12 protein-coding genes are annotated in these 13,514 nt (G+C 58.5%); 5 read left to right on the top strand and 7 right to left on the bottom strand.

The features are described 5' to 3' along the window. Positions 1–9: 9 nt before the first annotated feature. From SIC15_RS01115 to SIC15_RS01105, 3 genes are read right to left on the bottom strand one after another with little or no spacing between them, the layout of a single operon-like run. Positions 10–777, bottom strand: coding sequence for an SDR family NAD(P)-dependent oxidoreductase (locus tag SIC15_RS01115; protein WP_412536902.1), 768 nt, complete (start codon positions 775–777; stop codon positions 10–12). A 23-nt stretch (positions 778–800) separates the two neighbouring features. Beyond that, positions 801–2,003 (bottom strand): acyl-CoA dehydrogenase family protein, encoded by a 1,203-nt coding sequence (locus SIC15_RS01110; RefSeq protein ID WP_412536901.1) that lies wholly within the window; start codon positions 2,001–2,003, stop codon positions 801–803. Positions 2,004–2,059: 56 nt separating this feature from the next. Then, positions 2,060–2,500 carry a PaaI family thioesterase gene (locus SIC15_RS01105; protein WP_153634249.1) on the bottom strand — a complete coding sequence of 147 codons (441 nt, stop codon included), beginning with the start codon at positions 2,498–2,500 and terminating at the stop codon, positions 2,060–2,062. A gap of 430 nt (positions 2,501–2,930) precedes the next feature. On the opposite strand from SIC15_RS01105, the gene dctP reads away from it, so the two are divergent. From dctP to SIC15_RS01085, 4 genes are all read left to right on the top strand, one after another. After that, a complete protein-coding gene (dctP, locus tag SIC15_RS01100; RefSeq protein ID WP_069182587.1) occupies positions 2,931–3,977 on the top strand; it encodes a TRAP transporter substrate-binding protein DctP in 1,047 nt (348 codons plus the stop codon). A 94-nt stretch (positions 3,978–4,071) separates the two neighbouring features. Beyond that, entirely contained in the window at positions 4,072–4,611 is a 540-nt protein-coding gene (locus SIC15_RS01095; protein ID WP_153634439.1) for a TRAP transporter small permease subunit, read from the top strand. Beyond that, entirely contained in the window at positions 4,608–5,918 is a 1,311-nt protein-coding gene (locus tag SIC15_RS01090) for a TRAP transporter large permease (RefSeq protein WP_412536900.1), read from the top strand. Before SIC15_RS01095 ends, SIC15_RS01090 begins: the two co-directional genes overlap by 4 nt. Positions 5,919–6,019: 101 nt before the next feature. Next, positions 6,020–6,604, top strand: coding sequence for a hypothetical protein (locus SIC15_RS01085; RefSeq protein ID WP_273095741.1), 585 nt, complete (start codon positions 6,020–6,022; stop codon positions 6,602–6,604). A gap of 90 nt (positions 6,605–6,694) precedes the next feature. Here SIC15_RS01085 and SIC15_RS01080 read toward each other — a convergent pair whose 3' ends face one another. From SIC15_RS01080 to SIC15_RS01070, 3 genes are all read right to left on the bottom strand, one after another. Then, complete coding sequence (locus tag SIC15_RS01080; protein WP_412536899.1) at positions 6,695–8,092, bottom strand: sodium-dependent transporter; 1,398 nt, start codon at positions 8,090–8,092, stop codon at positions 6,695–6,697. Between the two features lie 166 nt (positions 8,093–8,258). Continuing rightward, positions 8,259–9,833 (bottom strand): PAS domain-containing methyl-accepting chemotaxis protein, encoded by a 1,575-nt coding sequence (locus SIC15_RS01075; RefSeq protein ID WP_412536898.1) that lies wholly within the window; start codon positions 9,831–9,833, stop codon positions 8,259–8,261. 152 nt (positions 9,834–9,985) lie between these two features. After that, entirely contained in the window at positions 9,986–10,858 is an 873-nt protein-coding gene (locus SIC15_RS01070) for a carboxylate/amino acid/amine transporter (RefSeq protein ID WP_412536897.1), read from the bottom strand. An 85-nt stretch (positions 10,859–10,943) separates the two neighbouring features. Here SIC15_RS01070 and SIC15_RS01065 point away from each other — a divergent pair, with 85 nt between their 5' ends. After that, positions 10,944–12,365, top strand: coding sequence for an MATE family efflux transporter (locus SIC15_RS01065; protein WP_412536896.1), 1,422 nt, complete (start codon positions 10,944–10,946; stop codon positions 12,363–12,365). Here SIC15_RS01065 and SIC15_RS01060 read toward each other — a convergent pair. Further along, complete coding sequence (locus SIC15_RS01060) at positions 12,329–13,339, bottom strand: GGDEF domain-containing protein (protein ID WP_412536895.1); 1,011 nt, start codon at positions 13,337–13,339, stop codon at positions 12,329–12,331. The genes SIC15_RS01065 and SIC15_RS01060 overlap by 37 nt on opposite strands. Between the last annotated feature and the right edge of the window lie 175 nt (positions 13,340–13,514).

Raw genomic sequence — 13,514 nt, 5'->3', positions numbered from 1 at the left:
TAAGTTCCGTTAGCAAATGGTCTCGCCACCGTCGGCAACGATGACCTGGCCGGTGATGTACGCACTCGCCCTGGTGGACAGGAACACGGCCAGGCCGGCGATATCCACCGGATCACCGATCCGGCGCAGCGGGGTCTTGTCCTCCGCCCGTTTGACACGTACCGGATCTTCCCAGAGGGCCTTCGCGAAGTCGGTCTTGATCAGGCCCGGGGCGATGCTGTTAACGCGGATTCCCTTTGGCCCCCACTCCACCGCCAGGTTGCGGGCCAGGGCCGCCTCGGCGGCTTTCGACACCCCGTAGGTGCCGATTGTGGTGTTACCCCGAAGGCCGGCAATGCTGGACAGCAGCACCACCGCCCCTTCTCCCTTCTCCGCCATCTGGGGCAGGACCATGTTGGTGAGCCAGAAGGTGCCCTTGACGTTGGTGTCCATGATCTTGTCCCAGGCCTCATCGGTCATCTCGGCGGTGGTGCCATAGACCGGGTTGGTGGCCGCGTTGCACACCAGCACGTCGATCAGGCCCCAGGCTTCGTTGGTCCGGTCGACCAGATTCTGCAAATCGTCTTTCCGGCCCACGTGGCAGGGCACGGCCATGGCATCAAAGCCCTGCGCTTTCAGTTCGGCAGCCACCTGCTCGCAGGCGTCCGCCTTGCGGCTGGAAATCACCACCCGGGCGCCAAGACGTGCCATTTCCTCGGCGATAGCGCGGCCAATGCCCTTGGTTGAGCCGGTAATGACAGCGACCTTGCCGGTCATATCAAACAACGAATTGGTCATGGTTCGATCCTCATGCCAGTGGATTAGCGATACTGACGAAGTTCCATCTTGGCCACGGAGTCCAGATGCACCTCATCCGGGCCGTCCGCCAGTCGCAGGGTCCGTACCTTGGCCCAGGCTGAAGCGAGGAAGGTATCCTGGCTGACTCCGGCACCGCCATGAACCTGGATCGCCCGATCGAGTACCTTCAGCGCCATACTCGGTGCGATCACCTTGATCATGGCGATCTCCTGGCGCGCCACCTTGTTGCCCACGGTATCCATCATGTGCGCCGCCTTGAGTGTCATCAGGCGCGCCTGCTCGATTTCGATGCGGCTGCGGGCGATGTCCTTGCGGATGGAATCGAAACTCGACAGCGGCTTGCCGAAGGCCTCTCGCTCGCCGGCACGCCGACACATCAACTCCAGGGCCCGTTCGGCAACACCGATGGTGCGCATGCAGTGATGGATCCGGCCCGGCCCGAGCCGGCCCTGTGCAATCTCAAAGCCCCGGCCCTCGCCGAGCAGAATATTGCTGGCCGGTACCCGCACGTTGTCGTAGTGAATCTCGGCGTGGCCGTGAGGCGCATGGTCGTAACCGAACACGGTCAGCGGTCGGATCATCTTCACACCCGGCGTATCCAGGGGCACCAGGATCATCGACTGCTGCTTGTGTTTCTCGGCGGTGGGGTCGGTCTTGCCCATGACAATGGCAATTTTCGAGGTGGTGGTCATGGCGCCGGAGGACCACCACTTCCGGCCATTGATCACATACTCATCGCCCTCGCGACGGATCTCACAGGCGATGTTGGTGGCATCGGACGAAGCCACATCGGGCTCGGTCATCGAGAAGCAGGAACGGATTTCCCCGGCCAACAGCGGCTTGAGCCACTGTTCCTGCTGTTCGGCGTTGCCAAAGCGGGCAATGGTTTCCATGTTGCCGGTATCAGGTGCGGCACAGTTGAACACTTCCGGCGCCATCTCCGAGCGGCCCATGATTTCGCACAGGTGGGCGTATTCGTAATTACTCAGCCCGGCACCGTAGTCGCTCTCGGGAAGAAAGAGGTTCCAGAGGCCCTCGGCCTTTGCTTTCGCTTTCAGTTCTTCGATGATCGGAACCGGAGCCCAGCGGTTCTCGGCCTGCGCGATCTGCTCGTGATGCAGGTGCTCGTTGGGATAGATGTGCTCATCCATGAAGGCCCTGAGCTTCGATTGAAGCGCTTTCGCTTTATCAGACAGATCGAACATGTCCGCTTCCTCTTGTTGGTATTGGTTCTTCGGCCATCGAGCTGCCAGGCCGGCCGTCAGATCGGAACACCTTCTGGCTTGTCGCTGCCAGAGCGGATACGAAAGGTGCCCTCGCCAATGGCCAGCAGGTTGCCTTTGTCGTCATGCACTTCGCCGGTGCTGTTGAAGATCCGGCGCCCCCCGGCGCGTTTTCTGCCGGTTACCCGAATAACTCCCTCGGAACACTGGCCGGTAAACGTGGTGGTAAGCGACAGGGTTACTGCCTTGCGCATCCGGCCCGGAAAGGGACAGTAGGTTCCGGCCTGAGCCATGGCTATGTCCAACAGCGACGTCAGCACACCACCATGGATAACGCCGCCAAGATTCAGATGCACGGGCCGAAGCTCAAGCTCGATGACCGCTTCATTTTCCTCCCAGGACGCCTGACGGTAGCCAAGCAGACTGTGAAAACCGGGCAGATCCTGCCCGTGGGTAATGTGGCGGCTTTCCTCATTCATCAGACATTCATTCCAGATGGGCCAGGCGGCTAATGTTGTCTTTGTAGTTCTGTTGTTTTTGTAATTTGTCACGCCTTACGGTTTTGAGTCAATATATTTGAAAGGTTGTTTCATCTAGCAAAACACAATAGAGAAAGATCGACGAAAAATGAAAAGTACAACAAGTAGCGGGCGGAACTTTTTGGCTATCAAAGCCGCTTACAGCCTTCCATGATCAGGAGTCAGGCGCTGATGTCGCAGGTCCGCGACGGTGAAAACAGTTCTTTTGAGCTACTCTTCGACCACGCACAGCTGCAAATCGGAACGACAAACATCCTATTGCAAAGCCCGAATGATGTGATAAATTCAGAGAATACAATTCACCATGCAGTTGTGAGTTCTGCACAGTGAAACAAAGCAAAGCCACTACAACAATCAACGAGGCAAGCTCATGAAACTCTTTGCTACTGCTCGCAAGACTCTGACGGTGTATGCGTCAGCCTTTACCCTCGGTATTACCGCCGCGCTCTCGGCAGCACCCGCTGCGGCCCAGGACACCTTCACCTGGAAGGTTCAGTCCCACTGGCCCGGATCCAGCAGCTCCTACACTGACAGCCTTGGCCGCATCAAACGAGTGCTCGAAGAGCGCACCGATGGCCGCCTGAAACTGCAACTTTACGAGGCCGGCGCACTGTTCAAGGCCACGGACACCTTCAACGCGGTGAGTCGTGGCATCCTGGAAATGGGCACCATTTCCCCGGCCTATGCCCAGGACAAGGTCTCACTCGCGGGCATTGCCTCCGGTCTGCCGTTCGCGTTCCGTAATGTCTGGGAAGCCGCCTATTTCCACCAGAACTTGGGGTTCGAGCAGATGCTCCGTGACGAAGCCGCAGAGCACGGAGTTTACTGGGCGACCGACAAGGTCTACCCGACCGAAATGGTGGTCAAGGAACCCATTGAAAGCGTGGAAGACTTCAACAGCCTGAAGATCCGCTCCTCCGGCGCCCTGCAAACCTTCCTGACCGAGGCTGGCGCCGCGGCATCCTACATTCCCGGCAGTGAACTCTACTCGGCACTGGATTCCGGCATTGTCGACGGTGCCCACTGGGGTGCGGCCCAGGGCGCCTACAGCATGGGCCTGTATGAAGTGGCCAAACACCACGTTCAGCCTGCCCTGAACATTGCCGGCACCGACGTGATCATCGTCAGCCAGAAGGCTCTGGACAAACTGCCGGAAGACATGCAGAAGATCGTCAAGGACGCCCTCAACGAGCAGTTCTGGATCCGCACCAACGAATACCAGTACAAAGAGCGCATCACCCTGGCCAAGGCTATCGAAGAGCAGGGTGTGCAGCTGAATGTTCTGCCGGACGAAGTCCAGGACAAACTGGTCGCCACCGCCCAGGCCATGTGGGATGAGGAAGGCAAGCGCAGCGAGAACGCCAAGAAGGCACTCGACATGCTGAAAGGTTACCTGGCCGACCTCGGCTATCTCTGATCGACCAGTGTTCTGACCAGGGCCGGGGTCTTCGACTCCGGCCTTTCTTTCCCCGAACCAAACCAGCATCCCGTGGGAGATTGCCGTGAGTGTGATGATCGCCGCATTCATGAGGGGGGTTACCCGTCTCAATGATTTTATCGGCCGGTGGGTGGCCCTCCTCATTTTCGCGATGTTCGTGTTCCTGCTTCTGGAAGTTGGCTTCCGTTATCTGCTCAACTCCCCTACGGTCTGGACCAACGAGCTGACCCAGATGTTGTTTGGCATCTACGCGGTGATGTCCGGCGGCTACATCATGGCCCATCGGGGCCACGTGAACGTGGATCTGTTGCATTCGCACCTTAAGCCCCGCAAGCGCGCGGCCCTGGACATCGTTACCTCCCTGGTCTTTTTCATTTTCACGCTTGCTCTGCTGTGGTTCGGGATCGACATGGCGCAGGAATCCATGTCCAGTTGGGAAACCTCCTATTCGGCGTGGAATCCCCCCATCTGGCCGGTGAAGCTGGCCATTCCCGTCGGCACCGCTCTCCTGGTTCTGCAGGGACTGGTCAAATTGCTTGAAGACATCGCCGTGGCCTTCAACCTGGATTACTACACGCCCGAAGAAGCCGAGTCTGAAGGAGATCAGCTGTGAGCATTGAAGCCCTGACCCTCCTGTTTTTCGGTTCGCTACTGTTTTTCCTGCTGCTGGGCCTGCCGCTGGCGTTTGTTCTCGGTGGCGTCTCGGTGGTGTTCTTGTATTTCACATGGGGCTTCGACTCTTTTTACATGGTGGCCTCGCAGATCTGGGGCACCATGGAAAGCTTCACCCTGGTTGCCATCCCTCTGTTCGTCTTCATGGCGATGATTCTGGAGCGTACCGGTGTCGCCCGGGATCTTTACCGGATGATGCATCTCTGGTGCGGGGGCCTGAGAGGCGGATTGGCTCTGGGCACTCTTGGCATCTGTGCGGTGTTTGCTGCCATGGTCGGCATCAGCGGTGCTGCGGTGGTGGCCATGGGCACCATCGCCCTGCCGTCGATGCTGGAACGGGGCTATGACAAAAACATGGCCCTGGGCGTGATCAATACCGGCGGCGGCTGGGGCATACTGATTCCGCCCAGCATCCTGATGATCCTCTACGCCCTGATCACCGGCGTTTCCGTTGGGCAGATGTTTGCTGCCGGCATCATGCCGGGCATTCTGCTGATGGTGCTGACCGCCATCTACATCCTTGTGCGTTGCCACCTGCAGCCGGAGCTGGCGCCGGCGCTGCCCAAGGAAGAGCGAGGCACCTGGCCAGAGAAATTGCGGGCTCTGCGAGCTGTGCTGTTGCCTATCGGCGTTGTCGTCATGGTTCTGGGCTCGATTATCGGCGGTATCACCACCCCGACCGAAGCCGCTGCCATGGGCGTTCTGGGCGCTCTCATCTCAGCGGCCGTCTACAAACAATTCAAGTGGAGCATCCTGAAGGAAGCAGCAATCCGCACCTTCAAGCTCACCGGCATGATCATGTGGATCCTGTTTGCCGCCCATGCCTTCAGCGCCGCCTACCAGAGCATGGGCGCCCAGGAACTGATTGAGGGCCTGATGAACATGGTGCCCGGCGGGCCCTGGGGCATCATCATCGCCATGATGGTAATCGTGTTCCTGCTGGCGATGGTGCTGGATCCGGTGGGTATCATGCTGATCACCCTGCCGGTGTTCATGCCGATCGTGGAATCCCTGGGCTTCGATCCGATCTGGTTCGGCATCCTGTTCGTGATCAACATGGAAATCGGCTACATGACGCCACCCTTCGGCTTCAACCTGTTCTACCTGAAGGGCATCGTGCCGCCGTCGATCACCATGAAGGATATCTACAAGTCGATCATTCCCTTCGTGATTGTGGAGATCATCGGCATCATCCTGATCATGATCTTCCCGGAAATTGCCACATGGCTGCCGGATCTGTTTTTCTGAACCGGGGCACAGCAAAAATTTGGCAGTGAATCCGTGAAAGCGCTACTCTCATAGGGCTCCCGGCATAAGGAATCCGGGGCCCAACACAAGGAGAGACGCTTATGCGCGGCCCATTACCGGCATCCATACACACTGCAGTCATCACAACCCTGTTTACCCTGTTCGCATTGTTTTCCGCGGGCACCCAGGCCCAGGGCCTGTCCGACCAGACCATCTCATCGTTTATCGAGAGCCTGAAAGCCGCAGAGCAACTGAGCTCCGAATTTGATGATCTGGGCGATGAAATGGACTCACCAAACGATGGCTCAATGCCTGACTTCTCCAACATGTTTTCAGACTCACTGAGCGAGCTGGAAGGACATCAGGCCTATGGCAAACTTGAAGATCTGGTTCAGGACCACGGCTTCGGTAGCCTTGAAGAGTGGGCGGCAACCGGCGACCGGATCTTCCAGGCCTGGATGGCCATCGAGATGGAGCAGCAGAGCCCGGCAGCCCAGCAAGAAATGAACGCGGCCATGGCCGAGATTGAAAACAACCCTAATATGACCGCCCAGCAAAAAGCCCAGATGCGGGCGATGATGGAGGGCGCCATGGGCGCGATTCAGAGCGCCAGCAATGCGCCTCCGGCGGACATAAAAGCGGTTCGCCCCCATGTTGATGCCCTCCGGGAAGCTGGCAACTACTGATACTTGAGTGCCGAAAAACAAAAAGCCCGACGGTTTAACCCGCCGGGCTTTTTTTGTGCGCGAGCAGCCATCAGGCCGCTCAGGCAGGCATCACGACATCAGGTTATAAACAAACACAATGGCAACTGCGATGGGAGTCACGAACCGGATCAGGTTGTACCACAGGGTGAAGGCTCCACCCTGAAGGGCCAGATCGGTTTTCAGCGATTCTTTGGCCACGAACCAGCCGACAAATACTGCCGTCAGCAAACCGGAGAGCGGCAGCAGTACGTTGGCTGTGAAGAAGTCCAGAAGGTCAAAGATGGTCTTGCCTTCGAAGCGCTCAAACATAGCGAGCGGCGCGACGTCGGCCCAGACATTCAGCGACAGAATCGAAGCAATGCCCAGCGCCCAGCAGAGCACACCGACAAGGATGGAACTGCCTGTACGGGCCAGGCTGGTTTTTTCCTCAACCCACTCAACTACCGGCTCCAGCAGGGAAATACCGGAGGTCCAGGCGGCGAACAACAGCAGGATAAAGAACAGGGTGCCAAACAGGCCGCCCATGGGCATATTGCCAAAGGCCAGCGGCAGGGTCTGGAAAATCAGTCCGGGACCGGCACCGGCTTCCAGACCGTTGGCAAACACTACCGGGAAAATGGCCAGGCCGGCCAGGAGTGCGACGACGGTATCCATGATGGCCACGCTGACAGCGGTGCGACCAATGGACACATCCCGACCCAGATAGGAACCGTAGGCCATCATGATGGCCATACCGAGGCTGAGGGTAAAAAAGGCGTGGCCAAGGGCAATCAGAACCCCGTTGATGGTCAGGGCACCAAAATCCGGCGTAAACAGGAAGCTGACGGCCTCACCAAAATGGCCTGTTGTGGTGGCATAACCTACCGCCACTAGCAGCAACAGAAACAGGGCCGGCATCAGGATGGTAACGGCCCGTTCCAGGCCTCCTTTCAGTCCCTGGGACACCACCAGAATAACCAGCGCCATGAAGATCGTGTGCCAGAGCAGCAGCTGCCCGGGGCTGGCCAGCAGGCCGCCGAACAACTCACCGATGGAGTCTGCGGTGCCACCGGTAAAGTCGCCCATGGCGGCATGTCCCACATAGGACGCCGCCCAGCCGCCGATCACCGAGTAGAAAGAGAGGATCACAAAGGCCGCGATCATCCCGATGATGGCCGAGATCCGCCAGCCCGGCGCGCTGAGGTTGCGCTCTGCCACCAGCCGCATGCTGGTGATGGGGTTATGTCGACCATTCCGGCCGATAAACACTTCCGCCATCATGATGGGGATACCGATCACTGCGATACACAGCAGATAAACCAGCACGAAGGCGCCACCACCGTTTTCGCCGGTAACGTAGGGGAACTTCCAGATATTACCGAGACCGACGGCCGAACCGGTTGCCGCCAGAATAAACGCCAACCGGGAGGACCAGAGACCACGAGCGGCCCCTGAACCGTTGCCCGAAACCGAGTTGGACTGAGTCATGTTGTGTTCCTGTGCTTTTGGCTGAGGAATGTCTTCAAAAAGGGATAGCCACGGCGTTGCCGGGGCATTTGGGGCGGGATTCTGCCAGCACTGGCGCGTCGATGCCAGTGCTGGCGCCCTCTCGAACCCGGTAGATCCGGCGGGAGGGCAAGGCAGGAAAAGCTAACTAGCCGTTTTTGCTGATAAACCTGGCGATCAGGTCTTTCAGACCACGGGACATGGCGCTCAGCCGGTCGCTGCTCTGCTTGGCAGAGTCCGCCTGGGCGTCACTGTGATCGGCCAGCTCGGCGATGTTGGTAATCTGGCGATTGATCTCGTCGGACACCTGGCTCTGTTCCTCAAAGGCCGCGGACATGCTGATAAAGCTGTCGGAAATGGTCTGGATGGACGTAACAATATCCTTGAGGGAGCTCTCGGCTCCCCGCACCTTCTCGAGCCCCTGGCCGGCCACGGCTTCGCCGTCCCGGGTTGCCTGAACCGCCGAGTCCACCTGCTGTCGGAAGTCGTCGATGACGTTCTGGATGCGCACGGTGGATTCCCGCGTGCGGCGAGCAAGAGAGCGCACCTCGTCGGCCACCACGGCGAAGCCGCGACCCTGTTCTCCCGCGCGGGCCGCTTCAATGGCCGCGTTCAGGGCCAGCAGATTGGTCTGCTCGGCAATCTCGGAAATCAGGTTGGCGGCTTCACCGATGCTGTTGGTGGACTCACCCAGCTTGCTGATGGTTGCGCCAATCCCGTTTACACGGGTTACCAGTTCCTCGATTGCCACCAGCGCCTCGGCACTCCGGTCGCTGCCAACACCGGCCAGACGATTGGCCTCTTCGGCTTCCCGGGCATTGCTGGTGACCGACTCGGCCACTTCCTGAATCGAGGCCGTCATTTCATTAATGGCCGAGGCCGTCTGGTCGGTTTCCGCCCGCTGCCGGGCAATGGCCGACGCGCCATCACTGATATACCCGTGGGAGGCCCGGGCCTGGTCATAAAGCAGCTCGGCCTGGTCCTCGATGCGTGCGAGCGCGGTACGAATCCTTGCCTGTTCGCTCAGAAGCGCCATGGCGAGCTGCGCAAACCCGCCGGTCTCATCACTGTAGGTCCGCGCCACGATGGGGTCCCTGAAGGCGTCAGAGCACAGCGCCAACAGACCCGACATCCGGGAACGGACAGAGCGAAGAATAAAGGTCGCGCCAAAAAGATGACCGAGCACAACCAGACTGGCGGCAAGCCATGTCTGGTCAAAGCAGAGGGCAACGAGACTGGCAACCAGCGACACAACGAACGGCCAACCCGACTTCGCGACCGACCCAATCGCGCTTCCGAAACCAGCAAGACTCTTGCCGGCAGAGATCCTCGCATAAAGTCGCTCGGCACGGACGATCTGCTCGCGGGTCGGCTCTACCCGCACAGATTCGTAGCCCACCATCTGGCCGTTCTCACGGATCGGCGTAACGTAAGCACTGACCCAGTAATGGTCGCCGCTCTTGGCCCGGTTCTTTACCACTCCCATCCAGGCCTTGCCGGCCTTCAGGTAATCCCACATATTCTTGAACACGGCCTGGGGCATGTCCGGGTGGCGGATAATGTTGTGGGCCTGGCCAACCAGTTCATCCCGTGAAAAGCCGCTGATTTCCACAAACTCGTCATTGCAGTAGGTGATAACGCCCTTCAAATCCGTGGTGGTAATCAAACGCCCGCCTTTCCGCATTTTGATTTCACGCTGGGTGACCGGGAGATTCTTGCGCATAAACAGACCTTCTGACTCGGAGCTGACCACGGGAATAAATACAGGCGAACAAGGGTAAGCTCCGATGAACATCATTGATATTCATCAAAGGTTACCCTGCGTATGAGGAGTGTAACGGCAGCCTCAGCCGGAACCTTAGTCCGTGCAGCTACTTATGTTGCAGCGGCCAACCTGGCCCGGGGATGAAAACGGGCGTTGACCCAGAGCGAGAAAGCAATCACGCCACCGCCAATTGCCAGCCTCAGTAAATCGGCATCACGGTTCCAGATTAGCAGGTTGACCACCAGGCCCGCAGGCACCAGGGCATTGTTCATGATTGCCAGAGTACCGGCATCCACCACGCAGGCACCGCGGTTCCAGAGGAAAAGGCCGAGGCCCGAGGCAGCAAGCCCCAGCCACGCCAGGATGCCCCACTGCACCGGGGTGGTGGGCAGTTTCTCGGCGTTACCGAAAATGAGGAAGGATGGCAGCGCAATGATCAGGGCGCCGAAGAAAAAATAGCCGAAGGTGCGGTAAGCAGGCATGCCGGTAGGGTAATGCTGCATGACATGCTTGTATCCCACCTGGCCGGCGGCAAACGTAAAATTCGCCACCTGCAGCAACAGGAAGCCAGTGATAAAGTCCTCACTGAGCCCATCGTAGCGTATGATACCCGCGCCAACAGTCGCGATGGCCGCCGCAAGGAGCGCCACCGGTGAAAACCGGCGAAACAGCGCGTCATCCAGCAGGGTCACATACAGCGGGGTGAAAATCGTGAACAGCAGCACTTCCGGAACAGTCAGGTAGCTGAAAGACCGGTAAAGACACAGGTAGGTAATACCGAACTGCAACATGCCGGTTACCAGGATGCCCAGCTTCTGTCCCGGAGCCACGCCACGCCAGCGGGTGAACGGCAAAAACACCAGAGCACCGAGCAGAACACGGCTGAGCACCGCAAAATCGCTGTCTACCTGGCCGGCCAGAAATTCGCCGATCAGACTGAAAGAAAACGCCCACAGAACGGTAACAAAAACCAGAAGTCCCATCGCCACTGCCATCTGTTGTGATCGAGGCGCGTACTTTAACGGTTTTGGGAGAAACTTGCAGTGCAGAAGCACCGGATAGCACCCAATGGATGAAATCCACCAGCCATTACCGGAACCCAGACAGCCGCTGGTGGCCCGAACTCTCACCGAGTGGCGAACCCTCGCCATTCTGGGCGGGCCGATCCTGATTGCCCAGGTCGCCCAGATGGCCAACGGCGTGATCGATACCATCATGGCCGGCCACGCCAGTGCTGAGGACCTGGCGGCGGTGGGTATTGGCAGTAGCCTGTGGATGCCCCTGTTCCTGTTTTTCATGGGCATGCTGGGAGCCCTGCAACCCATTATTTCAGGCTACAACGGTGCCCGGGACGTGGGGAAAATCATGCCCGCCACCTGGCAGGGGCTGTATCTGGCCGCCGCCGGATCCGTGATCATGATAGGGCTGCTGACCCATGTGCATCCGGTACTGGCGCTTCTGAACCTGGAGGCCAACACCGCACGCATTACCCAGGGCTACCTCAATGCCTTTGCCTGGGGTATTCCGGCCCTGCTGTTACTGACAGCACTTCGGGGCCTGACCGATGGCCTCGGGCACACCCGCGTGATCATGGCCTTCTCCGTGCTCAGTACACTGATCAACCTGCCGATGAACTACATCTTCATCTACGGCAAGCTGGGGCTGCCGGCGTTTGGTGGGGTTGGCTGCGGCTGGGCCACTTCCATTTCCAACGGCGTCGCGGCAGTAGCCTTGCTGGTGTATCTGAACCGCAGCCGGGTGTACCGCCAGTTCCACCTGATTGCCGATTGGGTCAAGCCGGATCTGGCAGGCATGCGCTATATCCTCGGCATCGGCGTACCCATCGGCTTTACCATTTTCGTCGAGGCCAGTCTGTTCTCGGTGATCGCCCTGTTTCTGGCTCCCCTTGGCCCGGTGGTGGTGGCCGGCCATCAGATAGCGCTGAATGTGGTGTCTTTGCTATTCATGCTGCCACTGAGCATAGGCATGGCACTGACGCTGCGAGTCAGCTTCCTGATGGGTGCCCGGGCGCCTGCCACTGCAAGGCTGATTTCCCGCAGTTCCCTGATTCTCGCCGCCGCCACGGCGCTGGTTTTTGCAATACTGCTGTTTGCGTTTTCCCGGGAAATCGCAGCACTCTACACCAGTGATACAGAGGTTCAGGCGGTGACCGTGAGGCTTCTGATGTTCGCGGCCCTGTTCCAGATTGCCGATGTTATCCAGGTAACCTGCATCAGTGCGTTGCGCGGCTACAAGGACACCCGGATTCCGATGTTCATCATGCTGTTTTCATTCTGGGGTGTAGGCCTGCCACTGGGATATCTGCTGACGTTCACAGACTGGCTGGTGCCGGCCATGGGCGCTGCCGGTTTCTGGGTGGGCCTGACTGGTGGACTGGCATCTGCCAGCATTCTGTTGGGCTGGAGACTGTTCCTTTATGCGCCTGATAACAGTCAGACGGCATCGGCTGCCGGTTCCGGCGCCTCATGAAGATCCGCAAATACGATCCGGTCCCGACCGGTTTCCTTGGCTTCGTACAGCGCGGTGTCGGCCCGGGCCAGCCAGCTATCGACACTTTCCCCATGCCGGAGCAACGCCACACCGAATGAAGCGGTAACCGCCCCACCGGGGTGCTTCATGTATTTGCGCAACACTTGCTGCAGGTTGTTCATCACGGCCTTGAGACCAATGCCATCAACCCCTGGCAGGAGCAGTACAAACTCCTCACCGCCGTACCGGAACAGCTGATCCGATTTGCGCGTGTTCTGTCTCAGCAGCGCAACCAGATCGGTCAGCACATCATCGCCGACACCATGGCCATACTCATCGTTGATTCTCTTGAAATGATCGATATCCAGCAGAACCAGGGCGTAGGGCAGGCCGGTACGCTCGGCATTGGCTGCGGCCAGATCCAGCTCCTGATCCATTGACCGCCGGTTCTTGATGCCGGTGAGCGGATCAATGGTTGCCAGGTGCTCCAGGCGCTCCCGCTGATCGTGGTTCCTGTGGGCAAACACATAGGCGCAGGCGCTGACCACGAAGGCTGTTGAGGCAAAGGACCACATCTGGACGTCAGAGCGGAAGGCACCGCCATGAACCATTAGCACCAGAACCGAAGAAATGTTCAGAACAACGGCGATTCGGGGATTGGCAAGGAAGAAGGTAGTTACCAGGCATGGATAGAGCCAGAACAGCCCGGGCTCGCCCACCACAGTCCCCACCGCCACCGCACCGGAACAGGCAATGACCGCAGACGCCAGACCGCTTCTACGGGTATCTCCGGTCACCCAGGCATAGACGACGGCAGCCAGGATACCGAGGAGAATCGAGCTATCCATTAGTCCCGCCAACACATTACCCTGCATGAAGCGCATGACCGCAAAGGGCGTAATGCCCAGAATGGCAGAGGCACCGAGCAGGGTAATAATGGATAGCCTGAAATCCGTTCTTAGGCGGTAGAGCATTTAGCTTATTCGTCCAATAAAAGTATTATCCTGAATTCCAGAATAGCCCACGCAACTTGAATGATCGTTACGGGAATACGATTCTTTACACATTCTCTATCAAAAAAGACAAAGTGTGAACGTCTGCTCATTTTTTTCTATCAAAGAACAGGCCAGGCCGTAAAATCAGGTAAAA

The organism is Marinobacter sp. MIT932201 (genome assembly GCF_047123295.1).
GTDB lineage: Bacteria > Pseudomonadota > Gammaproteobacteria > Pseudomonadales > Oleiphilaceae > Marinobacter > Marinobacter salsuginis.
This window is presented reverse-complemented; position numbering and strand designations above follow the sequence as displayed.